This window comes from Halohasta sp. A2 (genome assembly GCF_056175805.1).
The window spans coordinates 15,981-40,105 of sequence record NZ_JAQFWV010000023.1; the positions used below are offsets into that span (position 1 = coordinate 15,981).

The window sequence follows — 24,125 nt, forward strand, 5'->3', positions numbered from 1 at the left end:
ATACGTCTAACACTGCACCCACGAGTATGTCTGATGCTACACAGTCACAGGAGATCCCCGAGACGGAGTGGGATCAGGAGACAACCAGCCATGAGCCGTCGGCCGACGACGGATTTGCAGCGACGGCCGCGGCCAAACTGGCCGAACTCCGTACCCGCCTCGGCCTGGCGAGTCGGATCATTCGCAGCTCCCCGATCGACATCCGCCGGTACCGACCGGCCGAAGACGGCTATCTCGCGACGTTCGAGCCTCCAGATGGCCACGTCGAAGTCGGCCGCTACTGGGTCAACGCGCCGTTTGCGTACGTCGTGGTCACCTACAACGATGCCGACAGTGAACATTATTATAGTGCGGTCGAACCGGATCTCGATACGTTCGAACGAGAGCTCCTGACCCGCATAAAAAGCGATATCAGAGCGCCCTTGATGTACCAGTCGTCGACGCAAAAAAGCACGGAGGGCGCACTCGTTTCCGAACTCAAGCGACTGCTGGAGACGTACGGAATCACAGTCGGAATGCGGACGTTTCACTCGCTGTTCTACTATCTTAAACGTGATTTCCGCAGATTCGGGAAGCTCGATCCGTTGTTGAACGACCAACATATCGAGGATATCTCGTGTGATGGCTACGAGCTACCCATCTTCGTCTATCACGACGAGTACTCCGATATCGAGACGAACATCTCGTTCGCCCAAGAGGAGTTGGACAACTTCGTCATCCGACTGGCCCAGCAGTCGGGCAAACACATCAGCGTTGGCGATCCAATGGTCGAAGCGACGCTCACTGACGGCTCTCGGGCCGAAATCTCGCTCGGTCGGGAAGTTACCCCTCGCGGTTCGGCGTTCACGATCCGGCAGTACGCCGACGAACCGTTTACGCCGATCGATCTCATCAATTATAACACCTTTAACATCGAGCAGATGGCCTACTTCTGGCTCTGCATCGAGAACAACAAGAGCCTGATTTTCGCTGGCGGGACGGCGTCGGGAAAGACCACCTCGATGAACGCGGTATCGATGTTCATCCCGCCGCGGTCGAAGGTGTTGACCATCGAAGACACCCGGGAGCTATCGCTGTATCACGACAACTGGCTGTCGTCGATCACGCGCGAACAGCGCACCGAGGGATCGAACATCGACATGTACGATCTGCTTCGGTCGGCGCTCCGGCACCGCCCGGAGTACATCATCGTCGGCGAGGTCAGAGGCAAAGAGGCCGTCACGCTGTTTCAGGCGATGAACACGGGCCACACCACGTTTTCGACGATGCACGCCGACTCGATCGAGACCGTCATCAACAGACTGGAGAACGAACCGATCAACGTCCCCCGGGCGATGGTCCAGTCGCTCGATATGCTCTCGATCCAGACACAGGCCCGGATCGACGACCAGCGTGTCCGCCGGGCGAACGTCATTGGTGAGATCCGGGGCGTCGACCAGCGAACGGGCGAGCTCGACTACGCGTCGGCGTTCAACTGGAACGCTGGCACTGACACCTTCGAGCGCAACGACAGCGAGCTCTTAGCCGAGATCCAAGACGACCGCGGCTGGAGTCGAAAGGAACTACTCACCGAGATGCGGAACCGCCGGCGCGTACTCGCATATCTCCAACAGAAAGGAATCAATGACTATCGGGAGTTCACCGCGCTGATAAACGAGTACTACGCCGATCCAACGCGAGTGTTGGACAGAATCGAAGCCGATTCGGCGGTCGACGATCCGACCAGACAGGCTGTCGACGGCTAATGTTCGTCTATATCCCACTGGTGATTGGGCTCGTGTTGGTCAGTCTCCTTGCGCTTCCACAGTTCAGCGACCGGGCGACGGTCATTCTCGACGGTGTCGCTCAGACACTCATCGGTGAGACGTTGCTCTCAGAGCGGCGTCGACGAATACAGCAACCCGAAATGGAGGCTGCCCACATTCCTCGATCGTACAAGTCGTTTCGCACACAGACCGTGCTGTACTCGTGTATCGTCGGCCTCGGCGCGGGCATCGCCTGTCTCACACTTATCTGGCTTGTCGTTTCGGGTCTTCAAGCAGCGCTCGGTGGTTCGGAACTCGAGTGGCTTGCTAACTCGATCACGATGCTCGAAAGCATTGGCGTGTTTGAGTTTTGGCCACGTGTGGGGATCACACTCGTCGGCAGCCTTCTGATTGCAGTGGGTGTCGGATTCGTGGCTAACTGGCTTCGATGGGTGATTATCGGCCAACAAACGTACGCCAGGGGCTCGAAGATCGACGCGACGCTGCCGCGGATGGTCGCGTTCATGTACGCGCTCTCGAGAAGCGGCATGCCCTTTGCACAGGTACTCAGAACGCTCGCTGACAACCGTGCGGTGTACGGCGAGGCCGCTTCCGAAGTCAACGTGACTGTTCGGCAGATGGACCTGTTCGGAGTCGACCTCCAGACAGCCATCGAGGACATGAGCGATCGAACACCCTCGGAGAGTATGTCCGAACTCAGCGAGAACCTCAGTAGCGTTCTCGGCAGCGGCCGGAGCCTCTCGGCGTACCTCCGGTCGCAGTACGAACGCTACCGCGAGGAGGCAAAGGCCCAACAGGAGCAGTATCTCGAACTGTTGGCGACGTTCGCCGAGGCGTACGTCACGGTGTTGGTCGCCGGTCCGTTGTTCGTGATCACGACGCTGGCGGTGATCGGCCTCGTGTTGGACGACACGCTACCGATCATGCGTTCGATGACCTATGTGGCCATTCCACTGGCTTCGTTTGCCTTTATCGTCTACGTCGACAGCATAACCGAGTCGGCGGGCACGCCCGGCGATCTGGACTACGACGAGGAGCTCATCGATGCGGGTTCGATCAAACAGACCCAAACCGTGGCTGATGGCGGCAGCATCGACAGTCGCTGGCGAACTCAGTACGAGACACTGCAAACCTACGACAAACTCGACCGACTGCTCACGTGGGTTTCCGAGCCGTTCGCAATGATCCGTCGCAATCCGGCAGTCACCTTCTACGTGACTGTGCCGGTCGGCCTTGTGTGGGTCGGGCTCACGATCGATTCGTTCGACCCAGAGCTGTTCAGTTTTCTGACGGCGGTCGTGCCGCCGGTGACCGAGGCGACCATCGTCACGTTGGGCATCTACGCAGTGGTGTACGGACTCAAAAAACGGCAGGCGAGAGCGATCGAACGCGCGATCCCAGATTTCCTCGACCGGTTTGCGAGCGTCAATGACGCGGGGATGTCGATCGTCGAAAGCTTCCGTCGGGTCAAAAACAGCGATCTCGGTGGGCTCACCCCGGAGCTCAAACGTACCTGGCAGGATGTCCAGTGGGGATCGGATATCGCGACCGCACTGAAACGGCTGGACCGACGCATCGATTCGCCAGTGGTCACGCGCGCCGTGACGCTGTCAACGAACGCGATGGAGACCAACAACGATATCGCGCCTGTTCTCGAGATTGCAGCCGACGAAGCCCGGTCGACGCGTGCACTCAGCAAGCAGCGCAAACAGGTGATGCTGACGTATTTGGTCGTCATCTACATCGCGTTTTTCGTCTTTCTCGGCATCATGGCCGCGTTGATGGTGGCATTTATCCCAGCGATCGAAGACGTCGTCGCCAAGATGGCCGAAAGCACCTCGGAGTCGGGTAGGGCACCGACCGGCGGACTGGGTATCTCGGGTGACCCTGACAGTATCAATATCTCGGGGTATGAAACGCTGTTTTTCCACGTCACGCTCGTCCAGTCGATCTGTTCGGGACTGGTCGCCGGACAGCTCGGTCAAGGATCGGTCAAAGACGGTGTTGTCCACGCGACCGTCATGTTGCTGATCACCTATGGCGCGTTCTCCATACTGTAGCCTGACGCGCACGCCGACGAACGAGCCGTCGACGTACACTGTTGTCGACCCAATATGGCTTTGGCCGTCGACGAGTAGGTCCCAGTATGCCCGCCGATCTCACTGAAAAAACCGACCGCTACGAACGGATGCTGGCTGACGCGCTGGACGCTGCCGAACAAACACCACCCACCGGAACGCCGCTGGCGGAAGCAGCTACCGACTGCCGAGCGATGGCTGCCTCGTATCTCCGGGATGGTCGACACTTCCGCGAGAATGAGGATCCGGTCAACGCGCTGGCGGCGTTTTCGTACGGCTATGGCTGGCTGGATGCAGGGGTTCGGATGGGCCTGTTTTCGATTCCTGAAGAGACCGAACTGTTCACGATGTGAGCTTTTGATGAGAGCACAACCGGTGGATGTCGACTGGTGAAACGTAGCCGTCGTAGCCACCGCCTGCTGCGTTATCCGAGTCTGAACGTCGACCCGTCGCCGCTATCTTCGACCGCGACGCCGAGCGCTTCAAGACGGTCCCGGAGTTCGTCAGCCTGTTCGTACTCACTGGCTTCGCGAGCGTCTTCGCGAACCGCCAAGACGAGTTCGACGAGGTCGCTGGCGATGCTCACCTCGCCCTCGGAGACGGTCTCGAACTGAAGCCCGAAGGCGTCGCCGCTCAGTCGGTCGAAAGTCTCGACCGCCTTTTTAAGTCCTCGATAATCGTACTCGGTGGCCTCGTCGACGTGTTTGTTGACCGCGGTCGTGAGTTCGAGCAGTGCGGCCATCGCTTCGCGAACGTTGAAGTCGGCGTTCATCGCCGTAGTGAACGCCTCGGTGGTCTCGTCAACCGCCGCCCGGAGGTCGTCGTCAACTGCTTTGGCGTGGGCGTCGACCGAATCGAGGGCGTCGACGGCCGTTTCGTAGGCGCGCTGGAGTCTGTCCCACCGCTGTTGGGCTTCGGCCATGGCGTCTTCCGAGAAGGTCTGTTTCGAGCCGTACTCGGTCGACAGATAGAACGTCCGGATGACGTTCGGGCCGAATTCGTCGAGAGCCGCCTCGACCGTAAAGAAATTGTCGAGGCTCGAACTCATCTTCTCGCCTTTTGTTTCGAGCAGGCCGGTGTGAAGCCAGTACTTAGCGAACTGCTGGTCGGTGGCGGCCTCGCTTTGGGCAATCTCGTTTTCGTGGTGCGGAAAGACCAGATCGTGGCCGCCGACGTGGATATCGATCGTCTCTGCGAGATGTGTCATCGACATCGCCGAGCACTCGATATGCCAGCCCGGCCTGCCCTCGCCCCACGGCGAGTCCCACGTTTCGCCTGAAGGGGTCGCGTCGCCGTGGTCGTGTTTGGCGTGCTCGCGGATCGCCTCGGGCGAGACACCCCCGGCTTTCCAGAGCGCGAAGTCAGCGGGGTTCCGCTTTTCGGAGCGTTCGTCAACCTCTCGCTGGGCTTCGAGATCGTCGACCTGCTGGTTCGAGAGCTTTCCGTAGTCGTCGAAGGTGGTCACGTCGAAGTACACTGATCCATTGGTCTCGTAGGCGTGGCCTGCATCGATCAGTTCCTTGATGAGGGCGATGATCTCGGGGATGTGTTCGGAGACCCGTGGGTAGACGGTGGCGCGTTTGAAGTTTAGCGCGCGCATGTAGTCGACGACCTTTTGGATGTAGTGCCGTGCGACGTCGGCTTCGGTCTCCCATTCGGGGCGCTCGCCGATTCTGGCGGCGATCTTCTCGTTGACGTCAGTAAAGTTCTCGACGTGCCGGACGTCGTAGCCCGCGACGTCGAGCCAGCGGTGAATGACGTCGGCGTGGGTCCACAGGCGGGCGTGGCCGAGGTGGGGGTCGTCCGAGACCGTCAGCCCACAGACGTACAGCAGGACGTCGTCGCCGGTCGGCTCGAACTCCTCGCGGTCGCCCGTCAGCGTGTTGGTCACGGTGAGAGTCATACGTGGGCAAATCCACAGCGGGAGGCGATTTGAAACCGTCGAAAACGGAGTCGAATGCCTACCGGTGGGGGATGGCTACCTGCAGTCGATGGCGTCGACGTGTTATCGCTTCAGGGAGTAGGCGATGAGAATGAAGCCGAAAAGCACGAACCCGCTTTCGATGACGACGCCGATGATGAGCGCGGTTTCGAGGAGTTCGTACACCAGCCCGGCGAGGATCGAGCCGATCAGTACGAGCCCGAACCCGGCCGCGAGATACCCCAGCGACTTGTCGCCGCTACGGCGGTAGGCCTTTGTGGCATAGTAGACGACGGTGCCCCCCGCGACCACCAGCAACGCCTTTACCACGAGTAGCACGATCCGGATGAGTTCGGAATCTGCCGTGGTATGAGCCATACTTACCGTTCCAATGTGCGACTAATAATGTTTCCGAGTCATTGTGTGTTTGGTGTGTTCTTCTAAATCTTTGGGATTTCAATCCGTTCGCATATGCCGAGGCGCTACGCGCCTCGGGCCGTGCAAGCGGGCCGAAGGCCCGCGCGCAGATGTCGGGAGTGCGGGGGGTTTTTCCGATTCCGAAACTGCAACCACAGAGACGAACCGATTTCGCCCTCAACATTCAGCCACGGCTTCGACCAACTGGACGACCTGTGGTCCATCACGACGCGCAACGACGAGCACCATCGCTCCGTTGACGACCCCGGCGGCCTCGACGTCAATCTCGTGGATCCGTACCCGGGCCAGCGTCTCGGCGAGCAACCCCGCGTCGACCTCTCCTGTCGCGTGAACCGCCGTTTGCCCGTCCATTGCACCATCATCCACCGATCCCTCGCCGGGGTGGTCGATCCCCGCGCCGTCGACCGCCACCAGCGCGTCGGCGTCGGTCCAGTCGACGGTGCTGTGGAGTCGCACGGTGATCGAGCGGTCGGGTGGGGATGTCGATTGGTCGTCGAGTTCGGCTGCGAACCGCCGGAGGGCGGTGGCGATTGCCTCGCGGTCGCCGTCGAGATCCAGCGAGTCGGCGGCGGCGGTGTAGTTGACGACTCCAGCCCGAAGTGCGTCGAACAGCACGGGCCGGTTGCGGATGGCTTCGCGGGTGGCAGCGGCAAGCGACATACCGGTCTACGCGCGTGCGAGCCCCATGATTATTTCGCAACAAACCGCCACCAACAAACCGAAACCCGAAGTCCATAAGACCGCCCCGTTCTTTGAATTAGATATGCAATCGCTGGTAATCGTCGCCCACGGGTCACACCTCAATCCTGACTCTGCCACGCCGACACACACCCACGCAGACACTATCAGGGAAACCGGCGCGTTCGACGAGGTTCGAACCGGCTTCTGGAAGGAGGAACCCTCGCTCCGTGAAGTACTTCGGACGGCTCGGGGCGACGAGGTGTACGTGGTCCCGCTGTTCATCAGTGAAGGCTATTTCACCGAGCGGGTCATCCCCCGCGAACTCCGATTGGAGGGCTGGGACCCGGACCTCTGGGAGTCCGATGGAATCTCGGCAGATACCGCCACGCTGGTCGCCAGTGATATCGACAAAGAGATCCACTACTGCGGTCCCGTCGGCACCCACGAGGCGATGACCGACGTCCTCATTCGGCGCGGAGAATCAGTCACCGGCGATCCCTCGGTTGGCGAGGGGTTCGGGTTCGCGGTCGTCGGCCACGGCACCGAGCGCAACGAAAACAGCGCCAAAGCGATCGAGTACCACACCGATCGAATCCGCGAAACCGGTCGGTTCGACGAGGTCAAAGCGCTGTACATGGACGAAGAGCCGGAAGTCGACGACGTCACCGAGCACTTCGACAGCGAGGACATCATCGTCGTCCCATTGTTCATCGCCGACGGCTTCCACACCCAGGAGGACATCCCCGAGGACATGGGACTCACTGACGATTACCGCAAGGGGTACGATGTGCCTGCCGAGGTCGACGGCCACCGGATCTGGTACGGCGGCGCAGTTGGAACCGAGGAACTGACCGCCGATGTGATCCTCGAACGTGCCGCCGACGCCGGTGCGGATATCGGAAACGCGATAGAACGGGTGCGCCAGCGAACCAAACCAACGACGCAGGCGGCGGGCGATTAGATGTCGACCAGTGAATCCGGTCTTTCGAAGACGCAGCTGGCGGCGTTCAGAGAGACGCTCGCAGAGGAGAAAATCGAATACGACGGGCTGGCTGCCGACTACGACGCCGACGAAGACACCTATCAGATCGAGACACCCGACGGACAGACTACTGTCAGTGCCGACGGGCTCGGGACACTCGTTGCCGAGCAGGCAGCGTACATTACGAACTGGTATTTTTATACCCAAGAAGTCAGCAGCGATATCAAACACGCGTTCTGTCGGTGGCTAGAACTGGCCGAGGAACACCCAGTTGGAGACCGCTACGCCACGCTCGAATCCGGGGTCGACCGCGAGTGGGGCCAACTTGGGATCACCACGACGATTTCCGAGGACGGCACGCGCCACTACGAGGTTCGCCACGTCGACGACAGCGACGCCGATGCCGACGCGCTTACAACCCACACGGACCCGTTTGAGGCCCGCGACATCGGGACGCTCGATCCAGACGGTCGATACCGCCCGCTTCGAACCGCGCCCTCGCTGAAAACCGGCTGGATCTTTCCGGACCTCACCGCAGCCGAGGTGTACGAAGCAATCGAGTCGTTCTATCCGGCAACGGTCGTCAACTGGTACCGCGAACAGCGCGGCGAGTTGGATATCGACCACTGGCGGGACGAGCAGGATCGACAGAGCGGTATCTACAATCTCATTACCGTCCTGCCGGACGAGGCGGTCGACTGGGCGGCTGCGGCGTGTTGTGACGACTCACAATGTCTCAAACGACGTGAATGGCAGCTCTCGGAAGACGAACCGCTCGATGCCGACGGCGGCGACGGCGTGTTCCCCTGCCGCGGGCCGTGCTCGATGGTCGTCGCTGCGGGCCGCGAATGGGCCAAACTCGAACGACAGAAACCCCAGACCTACGAGTTCGAGTTGACGCCGAGCGAGAAAGAACAGCTCGAAGCCGTCATCGATGCCGTAGCGGACGACGAAGTCGACGAGATTCGAGAGGCCGATGTCGGCGACGGGGCCAACCGCTACCGGGTTCGGTATCTCCGCGAGAAACGGTTCGACGAACACGGCAACCTCTCGGGAACGCCGACCCGTCCCGACGAAAACGAAGATAGCGACGAACGCGACTGATCGTCGACTCACCTGACCAGACGGAGACCGGAGACCCGTTACCTACGGCGGGTAACGGCCAGTGCGGTAACCACGCTCGCGACGATTGCCAGCGAGCCAACGAACACAGCCGTATCTTGGATAATAACTGCGATCACCAGCAGTGCACAGACTGCGAGCGTGCCACCGGCGGCGATCTTCGAGCCCCCGTCTGCTACCAGAAGTTCGTGGAGCCGCTCGCGGGGCGTCGACGGCTCCGGGTCGCGGCGTGGGGGCTTGGCGAGTCGTTCGTCGATCGTGACGCGCTCGGTGACCGTCCCGGGCGGCGAGACCGTCACCGTCGTGTAGGCCACTTCGCTGCCGTAGCCGGTGACGATTTTGAGCCGACCGGTCACCTCGTGGGCCGTTTCAGTGGTGTCGATCGCAATGACCCGGTGACTGTTGGCCGCAACGAAGTGGTTGCCCGCTGAGAGCGTCGCCACCGACGAAAGCTCGTCGTCGAGGTTGCAATGAACGTGAATGGCCTCGCCGTGGTTCCGAAGCCGGATCTCGAACGGCCCGTCGGTTTCGAACGTCGACGGCGCGGCTATCCGGTGCAAGCCATCGCGATTGAGGTCGACTGTGAGACGAGCCACGGCTGGGAGTCACTCCCAGACAGCAAAAAACTCTAGGCTCTGGTGAGTGTTCGGTCGATCAGGCGGCGGCCTCGTCGCGCATGTCCGGCGGCAGCAGGTTCGGAATGCCGTCTTCGATCGGATACCGCTCGCCACACTCGGGACACGAGAGCGTGCCCGTGAGGATCTCGTCGTCCTCACGTGTGTCGACGTCAAGTTCGAGGTCGTGTTTATCAATCGGACAGCAGATGATCTCCATGAGCGACTCCTTCATTAGCCAACTGTGTGGGTGGATCGATCAAAAGCCTACGGGTTTCGCACCACGTCGACGCGAGTCCCACACACCATTCGACGCGATATTACGCACTACGTTGACGCGAGATTACGCGGTCGACTCGGCGCGCTGTGCCTTGAGCACGACCCGGATCCGGTTGGCGAGCACGTCCATCTCGCCGGTGGCCTGATCGCCTTTATAAACGAACTCGGTGACTCCGGCCTCGATAGCATCTTTGGCGATCGGTTCGAGCGACCGGCCGGTCAGAATGATCAGCGGCACAGCGGGAACGTTTTTGTCATCCCTCAGCGACCGTGCCAGTTTGACACCGCTTTCGTCGGGCAGTTCGTAGTTGGAGATCACACAGTCGTACGAGCCGCTCGCGAGTGCCTTTCGCGCCTCGTCGGCAGTGCTGACGGTTGTGATCACGAACTCGTGGGCCGACTCCAGCGTTTCGACCACCTTGGTGGCCATGAAGTTGCTGTCCTCGACGAGCAACACGTGCGGTGCGTCCATATTCGTGTTTCCGTTTCGCAGTATCACTAATAAATGTATCAAAAAAGGTGAGAAAACGCGAGGCACGTCGACCGGTCGACGTGCTGATCGATGAGCTAATCCTCCCACCCCGGCTACGACTGGTATGGACGAGCCGATCGACGAGTTGGCCGTCGTCGCGCGCGAGGCGGTCCAAGCGAGCGGCGAGTATCTCCGCGAGGCGTTTCGAGACGGCCCCGTCGACGGCGAGTACGACAGTCTCGATGTGAAGGCGGTCGCCGACCGCGAGGCCCAGCGCCGTGTTCGAGCGGTGATCGAGTCGCACTACCCCGACCACGGCTTCGACGGCGAGGAGTCGACCCAGTCGGCGGTCGACAGCAACTACCGGTGGGTGGTCGATCCACTCGACGGTACCAACAACTTCGCCAGCGGCTACCCGACGTTTGCTGCGGCGGTCGCCTGTCTGTACGCAGGTGAGCCGGTCGTCAGCGCGATCTACGAGCCGTTGACCGACGACTGCTATCTTGCCCGCCAGGGAGGGGGCGCGACGCTCAACGGCAAGCCGCTCGCGGCGGCCGACGGCTTATCACACCCGCTCGAACACGGGACCGTTTCGCTCGTGATCGGCTTCGGAGCCGTGACCGATCCTACGCTCTCCGAACAGGCTGAAACCCTCGAACTCTCGCTTCGAGAAGACTGCAAACGGGTCGTAGCAACCTGGGCGCCCTGCGTCGACTGGGGGCTGCTCGCGCGTGGCTCGATCGAGGGGCTCGTCTGTTTGTATCCGGATCGCTACGAACACCACGCCGGCAGCCTGCTGGCGGCAGAAAGCGGAATCGAGGCACGCGACACGGTCGACGTCGATGGCCTATATATCGGCACGCCCACAGCCGAAGCAACTCGGCGGCTCGCTGAACTCGTCGACGAGACCATCTGACGGATACTGAGACTTATATTATCGCCGCCAGTACCCCCGGTATGTTCGAGTGTCGCAGGTTCGTGAATCCGGAGGCGAGGCGATGAACAAGCTGCATCCACGGATCAGAGTCGTCTGGATTCTCCGAGCGATCGTCCTCGCACTCTTCGTCGGCGGGGTCGGCGTCGGATTGGCGACCGTGTTCGACGCGTCGACGCTCGTTGCTGCCGGGCTCGCGGCTGTGATCTTGCTGTTGGGCGTCCTCCATGCCATCCTCCGCTACCGCAACTGGCGGTACGTGGTCGGCGAGGACTCCATCTACCTCGAACGCGGCGTGCTCACGCAGGTCCGAACCGAAGTGCCGCTCGTTCGGATTCAGCACGTCGACTCCCGGCGGTCGGCGTTCGAGCGCCTCGTGGGACTCGCTAGCACGGTTGTCTACACCGCGGGCTCGCGTGGCGCGGACGTGACGATACCGGGGCTCACCCCGGCGAACGCCGACGGACTCCGCACACAGCTCAAAGGGCTCGTGATCGACACGGACGGGGAGGACGCCGTGTGAAGCTCGCACTGAAAGCCGTCCCCTACCGCGCACTGCAGAAAACCACGAGCCTCACCATTACGGTCGTCTTCCTCGCATCGATCGGTGCTAGCATCGGCGCGGGGGCCACAGAGCTTCTGGTGGTCGTCGGTGGCGGGCTAGTCGTCATGCTCGCCTACGAACTCGCCTACTACCGACGGTTTCGCTACGACCTGACCGACGACACGCTGGACATTCGCTCGGGCGTGCTCAATCGACGCGAACGCGAAATCCCCTACGGACGGGTCCAGAACGTCGACATCACGCGGAACGTCCTCCAGCGGCTGGTCGGGCTCGCGGCGGTCAACATCGAGACCGCTGGCGGCGGGTCGACCGAGGCGGTCATCCAGTACATCACGCCCACCGCCGCCACCGAACTCCAACAGGGGATCCGGCAGAACAAACGCCGAACGACCGAGGGTACTGCTCGCAGCCAAGCGGCAGGCGAGCCGGAACCCGAGGAGGTCCTGTTCGAAATCGCTCCCTCCGAACTCGCCTTGGCCGGCGTTCTCTCGTTCGATCCCCGTGTGCCCGGCGCGATTCTCGCGATCTTTACGGGCTCGGTGCCGTTCGTCTCGCCGATCGTCCCGGTCGACGGGCCGCCGCTAATCTTGCTCGGGATTCTCGCGGCGCTGTTCGCAGCGGGGCTCGTGCTGGCATGGGTGGTCGGCGTCGTCAGATCGGTCGTCAACTACTGGGGGTTTCGGCTCACCCGTGCCGACGAGGAACTCCGGTACGAACGCGGGCTGTTGCAGCGCTACAGCGGGACGATCCCGTTCGACAAGATCCAGGCGATCACGATCACGGACAACCCGCTCAAACGCTGGACGAAGTACGCCACGCTAACCGTCGAAACCGCCGGCTACGCGCCCGGCCAGACCGACGGCCGAGGCAGCCAGGCGGCCGTTCCGATCGCCGACCGGGCCCGGATCGAACAACTGATCAACGAGATCGACGCCCACGAGACGCCGACGTTCGACCGCCCGCCGAAACGCATCCGTCGACGCTACCTGCTTCGGTATCTGCTCGCACTCGGCGTGCTGACCGGCGTGCTCTACGGGCTGGCCACGCTCGTCGACTCGGCGACGATCCCGTGGTATCTCCCCGCAGTCGGCGTCGTCGTAGCGCCGCTCGCGGCACATTATAAATGGGTTCACCGGGGCTACTGGCTCGGCGAGGACCACCTTGTCACGCGAAACGGCTTTTGGTCGCGAGAAACTAAACAGGTCGCCTACTACCGGATTCAGACCGTCATCGACAGCCGGACGCTGTTTCAGCGGCGGTGGTCGGTTGCGACGGTCACCGCCGACACCGCCGGTTCGCTGTCGATTCTCGGCACCGACGCCTCGGCCGTCGATATCGACCAGCGCGATGCCGACCAGCTTCGCGCCGAACTCACCGACCGGCTCGAAACCGCGCTTGCCGAGCGCCGGCGAGCGCGTCGACCGCACTCGTTCGTCTTTCCCGAGGACACAGAACCGGACGACGCCGCTCGTCAGTTGGAGAGCGGAAACGACACGGACGAAGTCGACGAAACGAGTGACGAGCCAGTCAACGAGTAGGTCGCATGTGGGCGCGAGACTTACGACTCGCGTGCATCGTCGATGACGCGTTTGAACTCGCGGGCCTGGTCGGTGATCGCGTCGAACTCGCCGCGGTCGGCTGCCTCGTAGTCGACCAGCGCGCCGCCCGCGCCGACACACTCGGCTCCGGCCCGGATATAATCGCCCGCGTTGTCGATGTCGACGCCGCCGGTCGGCATCAACGGAATCTGACTGTAGGGTCCCTTGATCGATTTTACATGGCCCGGACCGAGCGACGATGCCGGAAACACTTTGACGAGATCGGCACCCATCTCGTAGCCGCGGATCGCCTCGGTCGGTGTCATCACGCCGGGGGCCACGAGCGTCCCGTACCGGTTGCAGATCTCGATGACGTCCTCGTGAAGGCTCGGGCTGACGACGAACTCCGCGCCCGCGAGCATCGTCATTCGGGCGGTTTCGGCATCAAGTACGGTGCCCGTTCCGACGACGATCTCGTCGTCCCCGAATGAGTCGGTGAGTTCGCTCAGCATCTCACTGATCCCCTGCGTGTCGGCGGTGAGTTCGATCCCGGTCACGCCCCCTTCGACGAGCGCGTTCGTGATTTCGATCAGCGTGTCCGGATCGGCCCCTCGAAGCACCGCGACGACGCCGCTGTCGACGAGTCGCTGGAACGTGTCGGCTTTCGCGTGCATACACTCCTGTTTGTGCCGGTGGAGTAAAAACGGACGTCCTGTGTCGGTCGGCATTGGCGACTGTTAGCCAACCGTACCTGAATGGGGAGGCTCGAACGGTGAGACAGAGGGGAGACGACCCAAAACCGCACGACGAGACCGTGTTTACTGGTCGTACCAAACGCCATATTAGTTGATAGACGCTCAGTACAGCCATGAGTACCTCACCGTCAACTGAAACCCAGACACCGACCCTCCAAGCCGACCGTGAGCTAGAACTCACCGCGAAACAGCGCCGTATTCTCAGCTATCTCCGCGAGCAGGCCGAACACCAGACGTATTTCAAATCCCGGCTCATCGCCGACGAACTCGATATGAGCGCCAAGGAGGTCGGCGCGAATATGACGCCGCTGATCGAAGGCGACATCGACCTCTCGGTCGAAAAGTGGGGCTACTCCTCGGGAACGACGTGGATGGTCACTGCTTGACATCCTCGCCACGCTAAAGCGCGAAGCTTTCTCCTTAATTCACCCCAAACTGAACTGAACTGAACCAGAGGCTGTATGATGGTGTCGCACACGACGCTGCCTTTTCGTTCACACGACCAAACTACCTCCAGATAGGTGTCGACGCCGCACCCCCGGCCAGTTCCTGCTGTAGATGAAAATATAGACAAATAAACTAATATAACCGAGCGTTCCAGTAGTATCTACAGCTGATAGGTATGATGACAAGAACAATGGCTTCTGGCGAAGCGGTGGGCGCACAATGACTGACAAGTACACTGAACACGAGGAAGTGTTCGTGCGTGACGGAACCGAAGACGGAGACGAGTTCGAGGTTGTCGCCCGAATGACGACCGAAACCAACGGACAGACGATCGATTTTATTGCAATCAAGAAGGGGCAGATCGAGCGCGTGAAAACGGTCGACGGCGAGCAGGTGCTGGCTCGGAGTGAGACTGACACGACTGTGCTCGGACGGACGAGCGATCTCGGAGACCTCGTAACCGCACTCTCCGAACTGGACGAAAAGGTCGAACGCTGATTTCGGTTGCAGCTATTTATCGCGGGACGCTGAACTCAAATCGGAGCGCAGGCGTCTGTCGGTCTCGACGCGCTCAGCACTCAGACCAGCCGCAGGACTCGCAGGTCTTGCAGCCTTCCGAGAAGTACAGCGACATGCTGCCACACTCGGGACACTCGGGCGACTCGCCGGCCGCCAGCAGATCGTCAGTCGCGTCAGTCGATCCTGGTGTGTCTGGCTCGGCCGCCGAGCCGGGTGTTGCGCCGTTGGCGGTCGTGTCGTCGGAGACCGCGCCGCCGTCGGTCTCGTGGCCCGCACGAGCCTCGTTGGAGAGCTCCGAGAGGTTCTGTTGTTTCGGATACGGGTTGTCGATCTCGCCGTCGAGATAGCGCCGCAGGGCGGTGCCGATCGCGTCCGGAATGGAGTTGATCTGCTCGCCTTTGTCCCAGGCGACCTTCGGACTTCGAATGCCGTTGAGTTCGCCCGCGATTTCTTCAGGGTCGACGCCCGACCGAAGCGCGGTCGAGATCGTCTTGGCGAGTGCCTCGGTGAACGAGGCCGTAAACCCGCCGGAGTTGCCGATGTTCGCGAAGAGTTCGAACGGTTGGCCCTTTTCGTCTTCGTTGATGTTGACGTACACCTTGCCGTAGCCGGTGTCGATGCGCTGGGTAACGCCGTACAGTACGTCCGGCCGTGGCCGTTTCTTGCCGAGGCCTTCTTTGCCGCTAAACAGCTCGTTGAGCTCCGCACCGAGTTCCGCGCGGACCGCCTCGTTGTCGAGGAAGCCCTCAATGCCGCCGAAGACCTCCTCGATCTGGGTGGTGATCTGTTCGGCCGCTTCACCGTCGTCGGCGAACTCGGTGTTTTTGGCGCGGGTGGTCAGCACCTGCTTCGAGCGCGTGCCGTCGCGGTAGACGGTGACGCCCTTGCCACCGTTGTCGTAGATATATCGGTAGACCTCGTCCATATCCTCGACACTCGCCGAGTTCGGGAAGTTACAGGTCTTCGAGATCGCTGAGTCGACACCGGCCTGGCAGGCACACTGGACGCCCGCGTGGTCCTTACCCGACAGATCCGAGGTAACGACGAACAGCTCGCCGATTGCTTTTGGAACCGTCTCCAGCCCGTCGACACCGTCGAACTCGTTTGCGGCCATCTGGTCTTGGGCTTCGCGTTTGACTGCGTCGATGTCGATATCGTTGGCCTCTAGGACCCGGAGGAAGTAGTCGTCGAACTCGACGAGCATCTCGTCGCCCTGGACGTCGTCGGAGACGTTCTTGTAGTAGGCGACGTTGAAGATCGGCTCGCAGCCACCGGTGGTGTTGCCGATCATCGACGTCGTGCCGGTCGGCGCGATCGTGGTGGTATTGTGGTTGCGAATCGGGAAGCCGTCGGCCCACTCGTCGGCGTCTTCGCCGGTGTGGTGTTCGAACCACTCGCGGTAGGCGGTCGGGTCGGCGTACTTCGAGTCCTCGTAATCCGCAAACGGACCGCGCTCGGCGGCGAGTTCATGAGAGGCCCACTTCGATTCGTGGTTGATGTGGGTCATCAACTGCTCGGCAATCGCGTTGCCCTCCTCGGAGCCGTAGCGGACACCGAGCTGGATGTAGAGCTGGGCCAGCCCCATGATGCCCAGACCAATCTTCCGCATCTCGCGGACCTTCTGCTCGATCTTGTCGACCGGGAAATCCGACATCGTAACCACGTTTTCGAGGAACCGAGTCCCGAACTCGATTCTGTGGTCGAACGCCTCCATGTCGACGGCCTCCTCGATGAACGCCTCGGCGGCGCTGTTGAGGTCGCTGTACTCTTGGCCGTGGTCGTCGTACCAGACACGCCAGTCGGGCGCATCCTGATCGGCGAGCGTCGAGAGGTTGATGTGGCCGAGGTTACAGGCCTCGTACTCTTCGAGGGGCTGTTCGCCACACGGGTTCGTGGCGAGTATCTCGTGGTCCGGATGTTCTTCGACGTCGAACGAGTGCTGTTTGTTGACCCGTTCGAGATAGATAATGCCGGGCTCGCCGTTCTCGTGGGCCCCGTTGACGATGTGCTCCCAGAGTTCAGCGGCCGGAACCGACAGCTCCTCGCCGACCTCGACGTACTCGCCGAGATCGTACAGATCGTAGATCTCCTTCGTCTCGGGGGTGGCGATGTGTGGTTCCTCCGTCCGGGGATTGGTGAACGTGAACGCCTCGTCGTTGTACAGCGCCTCCATGAAATCGTCGGTGACGCCGACCGAGATGTTGAAGTTCGAAAGGTGGCCCTCGACCGCATTGCGGAGATATTTGGGCACGCGACCTTCTTCGTCGATGAGTTCGCGGGCCTCTTCTAAGGCATCGGCAAAGGAGTTGTGCGTAAAGTCGTCGGGGTCGTTCAGGCGAAGCGAGTGCGCCAGCGAGACGTCTTTGTTCTTGGCGTGGATGAACTGGATGACATCGGGGTGCGAAACGCGCATGACGCCCATCTGTGCGCCGCGTCGGGCACCGCCCTGGGCGATGGTCTCGCACATCTGGTCGTAGGTTCGCATAAACGTGATCGGCCCCGAGGCGATACCGCCCGTAGAGCCAACCGAATCGCCGTAGGGACGGAGCTTCCAGAACGCATATCCCATGCCACCGCCCGACTGGAAGACCTCGGCAGCCTCCTTCATCGTCTGGTGGATGTCTTCGATGTCGTCGCCCGGCGAGTCGACGAAACACGCCGACAGCTGCTGGAGTTCGTCGCCAGCGTTCATCAGCGTCGGCGAGTTCGGCATAAACGAGAGTTGGGTCATCAGCGATTCGAACTCAGTGGCGACCGACTCGACGTGACTTGCCACCGAGTCGGGGAGTTCGGGGACGATTGTCTCGTAGGCGAACTTGTTGACGTTGTAGACCGAGAGCTCCGTTTCGGTGTCGCTGTCTGCGGTTGTACCCGTTCCAAAGACCTCAGCGGCGAGTTCGTCGCGGCGTGGGTGGTCGGGCTTGATCTGGTCGGGCGTGACCGTGATTTCGAGGCCCTGGTTTTCGGCCTCGAAGACGGCCTCGGCGAGCGCGACATTCTGGGCGACGCGTTCGAACAGCTCTTCTTGGGTTTCGTCGAGGTTGCCCTCGGCGTCCTTCCGGAGATACCGGGCCGGAAGAATGTTGTTGTAGGCGTTGCTCGTGAGCCGATCTTTGAGGGTCTCGCCCTCGGTTCGTTTGATCGGGAGCTCGAGTTCGTCGGCCGAGAGATCCGCGCGACTCATGCGGACTCCTCCGCGGCGTCTGTGACGCTCAGGACGGCACTTACAGTCGATGTACTCATTAGTTGAACACTCATTTGGGACGGGAACATGGTACCAATGGAACCCTGATAATGCTTTGGTTATTCTGCCGAAACCGCGCTACACATCGGGTAACGCGGTTGCTCACGTGTACTGCGAAATGACCATCTCGTCGGTAGTGTCGACGGGTAGCCAGTAGGAGGATATACGACTGGAGCCAGTATAAAGCTGTTCGAACCGGAGTGAAAGTAATACGGCAGTAAACGGTCAGCAGCCAGCCGAACTACGCTACGGACTGCCGGTCAGACGCGTTTTCGACACTGAAAGTGATCTCCAGTCGTCGCTGTCGAGTCGATTGTTCTCCCAGTGATGGTGGTGTAGCTGATACATCAGATTCCCATACGTTTATTTTCGCTCACCCGCTGTGAAGGAGTATGTCACCCAACAGTCTCCTCGGAGCACTCGCCCAGGTGGGGCTTCTCGAGACGGAACTCGGACAGCTACTGGTTGTGCTCATCGGCATGTTGATCGTCCTGGTCGTCGGTCGGGTCGTGATGAAAATCGCCTGGCGACTCGTGACCATCGGTGTGGTCCTCGTCGGTGCCGCACTGGTGCTCACGCAGTTCGGACTTATCTAGCTCAGTTACTGAGACGGTCGGTCGACCGGACTTCGTTGTTTTTGTTTTCGGCTGCTGCACACAGGAAGCTGTGAATCAGCTCGTGGCCAACAGCCGTCAGCACGCTTTCGGGGTGGAACTGCACGCACTCAATGGGGTGCTCGCGGTGACGAACGCCCATCACGAGCTCCTCACCGGCGTGGTCGGTCGTCGCCGAGACCTCGAAGCAATCCGGCACCTCAGTCGCGATGAGCGAATGATACCGACCGGCCTGAAACCCCTGGTCGATCCCCTCGAACACACCACGGCCATCGTGGTCGACCGGGTAGGCCTTGCCGTGAATCGGCTCGGGCGCGTGGCCCACACTGCCGCCGTACTCGTAGACCGCCGCTTCGAGACCGAGACAGACACCGAGGGTCGGAATTTCCGGGCTCACCTCCCGAAGTACGTCCATGGTCACACCTACATCCCGGGCATTTTTCGGATGCCCCGGTCCAGGACTAATCAGAATCGCATCCGGTTCGGCCGCCCGGATCTCGTCGAGCGAGGCCGTATTTTTCAGCACAGTCGTCTCTATCGGCTGGATTCCGCCGTCGCCGTCGGGCACACGAGTCTCGGAGACGTACTCGACGAGATTGTAGGTAAACGAGTCGTAGTTGTCGACAAAGAGGACGTTCATTGGGTTTCCTCCAGTGTTTCGGCTGCAGTCTCTTCGATCCGATCGATCGCCGCCAGCACGCCGTCCATCTTCTGTTCGGTCTCCTCGTACTCCGAGGTCGGATCACTATCGGCGACGAGTCCGGCCCCCGCCTGGACCGTAACCACGTCCTCCTCGCCGCGGTGGTCGATGGTCGCCGTGCGGATCACGATGGCCAGATCGGCCGCGCCGCTCCACGAAAAGTAACCCACGCCCCCGCCATACACGCCCCGCGGCGTCAGTTCGAGCTCGTCGATGATCTCCATCGCCCTGACTTTGGGAGCCCCAGTCAGCGTCCCTGCGGGGAACGTCACGCGCGCGGCGTCGAACGCGTCGTATTCGTCGCTCATGCGGCCGGTTACAGTCGACTCGATGTGCTGGACGTGGCTGTATTTCAGGACGCTCATGAACTCCTCGACGGTGACGCTCCCCGGTTCGGAGACCCGCCGGACGTCGTTGCGCGCGAGATCGACGAGCATCGTGTGCTCGGCACGCTCCTTGTCGTCGGCCAGCATCTCACCGGCCAGTCGACGATCTTCGACCGGGCTCGTGCCGCGGGCACAGGTCCCAGCAATCGGGTTGGAGACGATCTCGGTTCCTTGGACCGAAACGAGCGTTTCGGGACTCGCACCCACGATAGACAGCTCGTCGTGGGCCATGAGATACATATACGGCGAGGGGTTGACATCCCGCAGCGCCTGATAAAGGCCGATAGGGTCGATCTCGCCGGTGAGCTGGCGACGGCGGGAGATCACGCCCTGATAGATGTCGCCGTCTAGGACGTGCTGTTTGGCCGTCCGAACCGCCTCCTCGTAGGCCTCCTGCGGCCCGGCCGTCTCGCCAGTTCGCTGGAATCCACCCGTATCGGGGTCGGTCGCTTCCGAGAGGGTTTCGGCGACGTCGACGGCCTCGGCACGGAGTTCGTCGTAGCGCTCGCCGGGGTCGTCGTCGGCTCCAAGCACGGGCGTAAACACGAGGTTGACCGTTCCCTTCGCGTCGTCGAAGACGACTGTTCGGGTCGTGAGCGCGAACTGGGCGTCGGGGAGTCCGCTGTCGGGGCGCTCCAACCCGACGTCTTCGAGCACGAGATCGTAGACGGTCTCGTGGGCCAGAAAGCCGACGAGGCCGCCCGAAAGCTGTCGACGGGTCGTCTCGGGGAACCCACGCCGCTCGATTGCGGGGAGGCCGCGTCGGAGTCGGTCCAGGACGTCGCCTTCGGTTTCGGCCTTGCCCTCGTAGGCGTCGACCAGTAGATCCGCCGCCGGGCCGAGGCGGTCGACGTCGGTGTGGTCGGGATACACCGAGACGATGGCCTCGGGGTCGTAGCCGACAAACGAGTAGCGAGCGTGCCGCTCGGCGTCGGTCTCGGGGGCGAACGCGCCGTCGGGGTCCGACGAGGCGGTTTTTTCGGCGCTTTCGAGGAGGAAATTGTACGGGCTCCGGTCGGCGAGTGCGGCGTAGGCCGAAAGCGGCGAGGTCTCGACATCGAGCGTGACTGCAACGCGGGCGACGACCGGTTCCTCTATATCGCCGATCAGATCGACAAACGCCTCGCGGTCGCGGTCGAAAGCAAGGGTCTCACTCATGCCGGGACCTCCAGTTCGCGGCCCGCGTTCTGGACGAACGTGGCCAGCGCCGTGTGGTCTTTACGTCCCGGCTCGCGTTCGACACCCGAGGCGACGTCGACTGCGAAAGGGGCGGCCACACGCACCGCTTCAGCGACGTTGTCGGGGGTCAGCCCGCCCGCCAGAATCACCGGCGAGACAAGCGTGTCAGCCAGGTCAGCGGTCGACTCCCAGTCGTGGGGTTCGCCGGTGCCGCCAGCGCCCTCGTCGGTCGTCGAGTCGACCAAGATCGCATCCGCGGCCTCGTCGAGTTCGTGGGCGCGCTCGGTGTCGGTGTAGTCGATTGCGGGAATGACTTTGATTCCCGTTTCGGCGCGGATGTAGCCGATGTCCTCGGCCGAAAAGTCGCCGTGGAGCTGGATTGCGTCGGGACGAATGGCTCGAATCAGGTCGACGGCGTGGTCGGCGTCTTCGGGCATCGTGACGAGCGTTGCGGTGACAAACGGCGGGACCTCGGCGACGAGTTCGGCGGCCGTCCCCCGGTCGACCTCACGTGGGGTGTCGACCGAAACCGACGAGATGATCCCCACGGCGTCGGCACCGGCCTCGATTGCCGCCCGGAGGTCGGCGGGGTCGGTGAGTCCACAGATTTTGACGCGCGCCATTAGGCCTCCATGTCCGGCTCGGCTGTCTCAGCGGTCTCGCCGCGCAGGGCGTCCAACTTGGCTGCCGCGCCGCCAGTATCGATTGCTTCGGCGGCGGCCGCGACGCCATCAGTGAGCGAGTCGGCCTCGCCCGCGATGTAGATCGCTGCGCCCGCGTTGGCGAGAATCAGGTCGCGTTTGGCTCCCTGTTCCTCGCCGGTGAGGATGGCTTCGAGATCGGCGGCGTTCTCTTTGGGCGTCCCGCCAGCAACGTCGGCGATGGGTGCCGATTCGAGGCCGAGGTCTTCGGGTGTGAGTGTGTACTCGGTGATATCGTCGCCGTCGACCTCGGCGACGGTGGTCTCGTCGTGGAGACCGATCTCGTCCATGCCGGAGCCGTGAACCACCAGGGCGCGGTCGACCGGCATCTCGGTGAGCGCGTTGGCGATGAGGGAAACGAGTTCGGGACTGTAGACGCCCAGCAGTTGGGCTTCGGCGCCGGCGGGGTTCGTCAGCGGCCCGAGGACGTTGAAAATGGTGCGTATTCCCAACTCCTTGCGCGGGCCGATGACGGCTTTCATCGCGGGGTGGAACACCGGCGCGAGCATGAAGCCGATGCCGTCGGCCTCGATGGCCGACTCGACGGCAGGTGGTTCGGCGTCGACTGTGACGCCAGCGACTTCGAGCACGTCCGCGCTGCCAGAGGAGGAAGAAACCGAGTAGTTGCCGTGTTTAGCGATTGGGACGCCCGCGCCAGCGGCGACGATCGCGCTCGTCGTCGAGACGTTGATCGTATCGTAGTCGTCGCCGCCGGTGCCACAGGTGTCGACCAGCGGCGTACGGTCGGGTGCGATGGTCCGGGCTACGTCGCGCATCCCCTGGGCGAAGCCCGCGATTTCGGTTTCTGTCTCACCTTTGGCCCGTAACGCAGATAGCAGCGCGCCGATCTGGGCTTCGGTGGCCTCCTCGAAGATGGCTGTCGCCGCCGTGCGTGCCTCGTCCAGTGTCAAATCCTCGCCGTCGGTCACTCGCCGGATGTAGTCCTGCATTGTTAGTCACCAGTGTATGAGTTCGTCTGGTAATGTACAAGTTTGTACATCGGTAAAAGCGTATCGCCGCGACTGTCAGTGTGCCCACCGACGAACGACCTCATAGGAAACCGCCAGCCGGAACCGATTCGAAACCTTCAATTACGTCCCCCGGATACCGTAAGTTGCGTTCGAAAGCAACACCGGACCGGGTTTGTGGTCTAGTCTGGTTATGACACCTCCTTGACATGGAGGAGGCCGGCAGTTCAAATCTGCCCAAACCCATTTTCCCATTTCTCGCAACGACGAGCGGAGCCAACGGTCGACCGTAAGCGAACGGAGTGACCGACCATGGTTCAGATTCTGTCCAACCCATCTTGATAACCCTCAAACCTCCGAGGTCCATCGACGGCTCGTCGACCGCGTGCCCGAGTACGCTGATCTGTTGGACGGGATGGTAGCCGAGCCCACCGACCTGTTGGACGGTTGGGCGGCAACGATCAACCCAACAGCAAGCTATTTACTGTGTCATACGTTACCATGTAGTGATTATGTCCACCCACGTAGACGAAAAGAGCAGTCGTCCAGGTGCGGCCGAGCCATCGGCGATCGAAACGGTCGAGTCGTACGAAATCGACGGTGGTGTCGTGTTTTACGATGCGGAAAACCCGCTTGCGTGGGTTGAAACCACACAGCCGGTCACGCTCTCCGAGCGTGCGTGAGCCGACAGAACAAACCGAACCGTCCCGACTGGCTACCCACCCGAAACGCGAATTCTTTTGCGCATTGCTGTCGATTTCCGACTGTGCCTACTGATGCACCCGACGGTGAGGAGGATTCGATTCTTGAGCGGTGGGCCGACATCGAACAGCCGTTCGGGAACCCCGAAGAATCCGGCCTGATCCCCGAGGTTTCGTCGCCCGAGCACTCCGAGGGTGGCGACCCCGACACCGAGCAACTCAGTCGTGACCTCTCGGCGGTCGACCCCGACCTACTCAACACGTTCGCGGTGTGTGTGCTCCTGGCTAACGTCGGTGTGCTGTTGATCAGTGTGGGTCTTCTTCTGGTGGTGTTCCGCGGGCAGGTCGAACTGGGTGGTGGGCTCGTCGTTGTCGGGTGTTTCTCAGTATTCCGCGTCGTCCAGCAGTATCGAGCGTACAAACGAACCCGCGAGCGTGATCCCAGTGACGAGTCGACCGAGACGACACCAGCTGATACTGCCGACGAGACAGGACACAACCGCTAACCCCACCGAGGGCTT

Annotated in this window: 25 protein-coding genes and 1 tRNA gene; 14 read left to right on the forward strand and 12 right to left on the reverse strand. The window is 61.6% G+C overall.

The features are described 5' to 3' along the window. Positions 1–26 precede the first annotated feature (26 nt). The 3 genes from O2S87_RS08895 (at position 27) to O2S87_RS08905 (ending at position 4,197) form a co-directional block, all read left to right on the forward strand. Entirely contained in the window at positions 27–1,745 is a 1,719-nt protein-coding gene (locus O2S87_RS08895; protein ID WP_475408439.1) for a type II/IV secretion system ATPase subunit, read from the forward strand. Beyond that, positions 1,745–3,826: a type II secretion system F family protein gene (locus O2S87_RS08900; RefSeq protein WP_475408440.1), complete on the forward strand. Its 2,082-nt coding sequence runs from the start codon at positions 1,745–1,747 to the stop codon at positions 3,824–3,826. The genes O2S87_RS08895 and O2S87_RS08900 overlap by 1 nt, the downstream gene beginning before the upstream one ends. A gap of 86 nt (positions 3,827–3,912) precedes the next feature. After that, entirely contained in the window at positions 3,913–4,197 is a 285-nt protein-coding gene (locus tag O2S87_RS08905) for a DUF357 domain-containing protein (protein WP_475408441.1), read from the forward strand. Positions 4,198–4,268: 71 nt separating this feature from the next. Here O2S87_RS08905 and cysS read toward each other — a convergent pair whose 3' ends face one another. The 3 genes from cysS to O2S87_RS08920 all read right to left on the reverse strand — a co-directional run bounded on the left by cysS (position 4,269) and on the right by O2S87_RS08920 (position 6,863). Then, positions 4,269–5,747, reverse strand: a complete 1,479-nt coding sequence (gene cysS, locus O2S87_RS08910) for a cysteine--tRNA ligase (RefSeq protein ID WP_475408442.1) — start codon at positions 5,745–5,747, stop codon at positions 4,269–4,271. Positions 5,748–5,849: 102 nt separating this feature from the next. Further along, positions 5,850–6,143: a DUF7521 family protein gene (locus tag O2S87_RS08915; protein WP_475408443.1), complete on the reverse strand. Its 294-nt coding sequence runs from the start codon at positions 6,141–6,143 to the stop codon at positions 5,850–5,852. Positions 6,144–6,359: 216 nt separating this feature from the next. Continuing rightward, positions 6,360–6,863 (reverse strand): DUF7523 family protein, encoded by a 504-nt coding sequence (locus tag O2S87_RS08920; protein ID WP_475408444.1) that lies wholly within the window; start codon positions 6,861–6,863, stop codon positions 6,360–6,362. A 103-nt stretch (positions 6,864–6,966) separates the two neighbouring features. Between O2S87_RS08920 and O2S87_RS08925 the strand changes: the two genes are divergently transcribed. Beyond that, a complete protein-coding gene (locus O2S87_RS08925; RefSeq protein WP_475408445.1) occupies positions 6,967–7,845 on the forward strand; it encodes a CbiX/SirB N-terminal domain-containing protein in 879 nt (292 codons plus the stop codon). Next, a complete protein-coding gene (locus O2S87_RS08930) occupies positions 7,846–8,970 on the forward strand; it encodes a DR2241 family protein (protein ID WP_475408446.1) in 1,125 nt (374 codons plus the stop codon). It abuts the gene before it with no gap. Between the two features lie 38 nt (positions 8,971–9,008). Here O2S87_RS08930 and O2S87_RS08935 read toward each other — a convergent pair whose 3' ends face one another. From O2S87_RS08935 to O2S87_RS08945, 3 genes are all read right to left on the reverse strand, one after another. Beyond that, positions 9,009–9,584 (reverse strand): DUF7524 family protein, encoded by a 576-nt coding sequence (locus O2S87_RS08935; RefSeq protein ID WP_475408447.1) that lies wholly within the window; start codon positions 9,582–9,584, stop codon positions 9,009–9,011. Between the two features lie 58 nt (positions 9,585–9,642). Next, on the reverse strand, positions 9,643–9,837 hold the full coding sequence (locus O2S87_RS08940) for a methytransferase partner Trm112 (RefSeq protein WP_475408448.1): 195 nt from the start codon (positions 9,835–9,837) through the stop codon (positions 9,643–9,645). Positions 9,838–9,945: 108 nt separating this feature from the next. Continuing rightward, on the reverse strand, positions 9,946–10,353 hold the full coding sequence (locus O2S87_RS08945; RefSeq protein ID WP_475408449.1) for a response regulator: 408 nt from the start codon (positions 10,351–10,353) through the stop codon (positions 9,946–9,948). A gap of 124 nt (positions 10,354–10,477) precedes the next feature. Here O2S87_RS08945 and O2S87_RS08950 point away from each other — a divergent pair, with 124 nt between their 5' ends. From O2S87_RS08950 to O2S87_RS08960, 3 genes are all read left to right on the forward strand, one after another. Then, positions 10,478–11,269 carry an inositol monophosphatase family protein gene (locus O2S87_RS08950; protein ID WP_475408450.1) on the forward strand — a complete coding sequence of 264 codons (792 nt, stop codon included), beginning with the start codon at positions 10,478–10,480 and terminating at the stop codon, positions 11,267–11,269. An 82-nt stretch (positions 11,270–11,351) separates the two neighbouring features. After that, a complete protein-coding gene (locus O2S87_RS08955) occupies positions 11,352–11,810 on the forward strand; it encodes a PH domain-containing protein (protein WP_475408451.1) in 459 nt (152 codons plus the stop codon). Then, on the forward strand, positions 11,807–13,390 hold the full coding sequence (locus O2S87_RS08960) for a PH domain-containing protein (protein ID WP_475408452.1): 1,584 nt from the start codon (positions 11,807–11,809) through the stop codon (positions 13,388–13,390). Before O2S87_RS08955 ends, O2S87_RS08960 begins: the two co-directional genes overlap by 4 nt. Positions 13,391–13,410: 20 nt before the next feature. Here the strand turns inward: O2S87_RS08960 and O2S87_RS08965 are convergent, their stop codons facing one another. Further along, positions 13,411–14,064 carry a bifunctional 4-hydroxy-2-oxoglutarate aldolase/2-dehydro-3-deoxy-phosphogluconate aldolase gene (locus O2S87_RS08965; RefSeq protein WP_475408469.1) on the reverse strand — a complete coding sequence of 218 codons (654 nt, stop codon included), beginning with the start codon at positions 14,062–14,064 and terminating at the stop codon, positions 13,411–13,413. A 194-nt stretch (positions 14,065–14,258) separates the two neighbouring features. Between O2S87_RS08965 and O2S87_RS08970 the strand changes: the two genes are divergently transcribed. After that, positions 14,259–14,531: a DUF7123 family protein gene (locus tag O2S87_RS08970; protein ID WP_475408453.1), complete on the forward strand. Its 273-nt coding sequence runs from the start codon at positions 14,259–14,261 to the stop codon at positions 14,529–14,531. Positions 14,532–14,811: 280 nt separating this feature from the next. Further along, complete coding sequence (locus tag O2S87_RS08975) at positions 14,812–15,090, forward strand: hypothetical protein (protein WP_475408454.1); 279 nt, start codon at positions 14,812–14,814, stop codon at positions 15,088–15,090. Between the two features lie 73 nt (positions 15,091–15,163). On the opposite strand, the gene O2S87_RS08980 is transcribed toward O2S87_RS08975, so the two are convergent. Further along, positions 15,164–18,295, reverse strand: coding sequence for an adenosylcobalamin-dependent ribonucleoside-diphosphate reductase (locus O2S87_RS08980; RefSeq protein WP_475408455.1), 3,132 nt, complete (start codon positions 18,293–18,295; stop codon positions 15,164–15,166). 452 nt (positions 18,296–18,747) lie between these two features. On the opposite strand from O2S87_RS08980, the gene O2S87_RS08985 reads away from it, so the two are divergent. Beyond that, positions 18,748–18,951: a DUF8029 family protein gene (locus O2S87_RS08985; protein ID WP_475408456.1), complete on the forward strand. Its 204-nt coding sequence runs from the start codon at positions 18,748–18,750 to the stop codon at positions 18,949–18,951. A 1-nt stretch (position 18,952) separates the two neighbouring features. Here the strand turns inward: O2S87_RS08985 and trpG are convergent, their stop codons facing one another. Genes trpG through trpD form a run of 4 tightly spaced genes read right to left on the reverse strand, consistent with a single transcriptional unit; the run spans position 18,953 to position 22,885 of the window. Beyond that, positions 18,953–19,609, reverse strand: coding sequence for an anthranilate synthase component II (gene trpG, locus O2S87_RS08990; protein ID WP_475408457.1), 657 nt, complete (start codon positions 19,607–19,609; stop codon positions 18,953–18,955). Then, positions 19,606–21,213, reverse strand: a complete 1,608-nt coding sequence (trpE, locus tag O2S87_RS08995) for an anthranilate synthase component I (protein ID WP_475408458.1) — start codon at positions 21,211–21,213, stop codon at positions 19,606–19,608. The genes trpG and trpE overlap by 4 nt, the downstream gene beginning before the upstream one ends. After that, on the reverse strand, positions 21,210–21,857 hold the full coding sequence (locus O2S87_RS09000; RefSeq protein ID WP_475408459.1) for a phosphoribosylanthranilate isomerase: 648 nt from the start codon (positions 21,855–21,857) through the stop codon (positions 21,210–21,212). The genes trpE and O2S87_RS09000 overlap by 4 nt, the downstream gene beginning before the upstream one ends. Beyond that, positions 21,857–22,885 (reverse strand): anthranilate phosphoribosyltransferase, encoded by a 1,029-nt coding sequence (trpD, locus tag O2S87_RS09005; RefSeq protein WP_475408460.1) that lies wholly within the window; start codon positions 22,883–22,885, stop codon positions 21,857–21,859. The genes O2S87_RS09000 and trpD overlap by 1 nt, the downstream gene beginning before the upstream one ends. Positions 22,886–23,074: 189 nt before the next feature. Between trpD and O2S87_RS09010 the strand changes: the two genes are divergently transcribed. From O2S87_RS09010 to O2S87_RS09020, 3 genes are all read left to right on the forward strand, one after another. Next, positions 23,075–23,149, forward strand: a tRNA-Val gene (locus O2S87_RS09010). Positions 23,150–23,415: 266 nt separating this feature from the next. Next, positions 23,416–23,586, forward strand: coding sequence for a DUF7331 family protein (locus tag O2S87_RS09015; RefSeq protein WP_475408461.1), 171 nt, complete (start codon positions 23,416–23,418; stop codon positions 23,584–23,586). Positions 23,587–23,669: 83 nt separating this feature from the next. After that, on the forward strand, positions 23,670–24,110 hold the full coding sequence (locus O2S87_RS09020; protein WP_475408462.1) for a DUF7322 domain-containing protein: 441 nt from the start codon (positions 23,670–23,672) through the stop codon (positions 24,108–24,110). Positions 24,111–24,125 lie beyond the last annotated feature (15 nt).

Excerpts from the sequence above, each read along its gene's own strand:
- O2S87_RS08895 (WP_475408439.1), top strand. The coding sequence starts at position 27 with ATGTCTGATGCTACACAGTCACAGGAGATCCCCGAGACGGAGTGGGAT.
- O2S87_RS08900 (WP_475408440.1), top strand. The coding sequence starts at position 1,745 with ATGTTCGTCTATATCCCACTGGTGATTGGGCTCGTGTTGGTCAGTCTC.
- O2S87_RS08905 (WP_475408441.1), top strand. The coding sequence starts at position 3,913 with ATGCCCGCCGATCTCACTGAAAAAACCGACCGCTACGAACGGATGCTG.
- cysS (WP_475408442.1), bottom strand. The coding sequence starts at position 5,747 with ATGACTCTCACCGTGACCAACACGCTGACGGGCGACCGCGAGGAGTTC.
- O2S87_RS08915 (WP_475408443.1), bottom strand. The coding sequence starts at position 6,143 with ATGGCTCATACCACGGCAGATTCCGAACTCATCCGGATCGTGCTACTC.
- O2S87_RS08920 (WP_475408444.1), bottom strand. The coding sequence starts at position 6,863 with ATGTCGCTTGCCGCTGCCACCCGCGAAGCCATCCGCAACCGGCCCGTG.
- O2S87_RS08925 (WP_475408445.1), top strand. The coding sequence starts at position 6,967 with ATGCAATCGCTGGTAATCGTCGCCCACGGGTCACACCTCAATCCTGAC.
- O2S87_RS08930 (WP_475408446.1), top strand. The coding sequence starts at position 7,846 with ATGTCGACCAGTGAATCCGGTCTTTCGAAGACGCAGCTGGCGGCGTTC.
- O2S87_RS08940 (WP_475408448.1), bottom strand. The coding sequence starts at position 9,837 with ATGAAGGAGTCGCTCATGGAGATCATCTGCTGTCCGATTGATAAACAC.
- O2S87_RS08945 (WP_475408449.1), bottom strand. The coding sequence starts at position 10,353 with ATGGACGCACCGCACGTGTTGCTCGTCGAGGACAGCAACTTCATGGCC.
- O2S87_RS08950 (WP_475408450.1), top strand. The coding sequence starts at position 10,478 with ATGGACGAGCCGATCGACGAGTTGGCCGTCGTCGCGCGCGAGGCGGTC.
- O2S87_RS08955 (WP_475408451.1), top strand. The coding sequence starts at position 11,352 with ATGAACAAGCTGCATCCACGGATCAGAGTCGTCTGGATTCTCCGAGCG.
- O2S87_RS08965 (WP_475408469.1), bottom strand. The coding sequence starts at position 14,064 with ATGCACGCGAAAGCCGACACGTTCCAGCGACTCGTCGACAGCGGCGTC.
- O2S87_RS08970 (WP_475408453.1), top strand. The coding sequence starts at position 14,259 with ATGAGTACCTCACCGTCAACTGAAACCCAGACACCGACCCTCCAAGCC.
- O2S87_RS08975 (WP_475408454.1), top strand. The coding sequence starts at position 14,812 with ATGACTGACAAGTACACTGAACACGAGGAAGTGTTCGTGCGTGACGGA.
- O2S87_RS08980 (WP_475408455.1), bottom strand. The coding sequence starts at position 18,295 with ATGAGTCGCGCGGATCTCTCGGCCGACGAACTCGAGCTCCCGATCAAA.
- O2S87_RS08985 (WP_475408456.1), top strand. The coding sequence starts at position 18,748 with ATGTCACCCAACAGTCTCCTCGGAGCACTCGCCCAGGTGGGGCTTCTC.
- trpG (WP_475408457.1), bottom strand. The coding sequence starts at position 19,609 with ATGAACGTCCTCTTTGTCGACAACTACGACTCGTTTACCTACAATCTC.
- trpE (WP_475408458.1), bottom strand. The coding sequence starts at position 21,213 with ATGAGTGAGACCCTTGCTTTCGACCGCGACCGCGAGGCGTTTGTCGAT.
- O2S87_RS09000 (WP_475408459.1), bottom strand. The coding sequence starts at position 21,857 with ATGGCGCGCGTCAAAATCTGTGGACTCACCGACCCCGCCGACCTCCGG.
- trpD (WP_475408460.1), bottom strand. The coding sequence starts at position 22,885 with ATGCAGGACTACATCCGGCGAGTGACCGACGGCGAGGATTTGACACTG.
- O2S87_RS09015 (WP_475408461.1), top strand. The coding sequence starts at position 23,416 with ATGTCCACCCACGTAGACGAAAAGAGCAGTCGTCCAGGTGCGGCCGAG.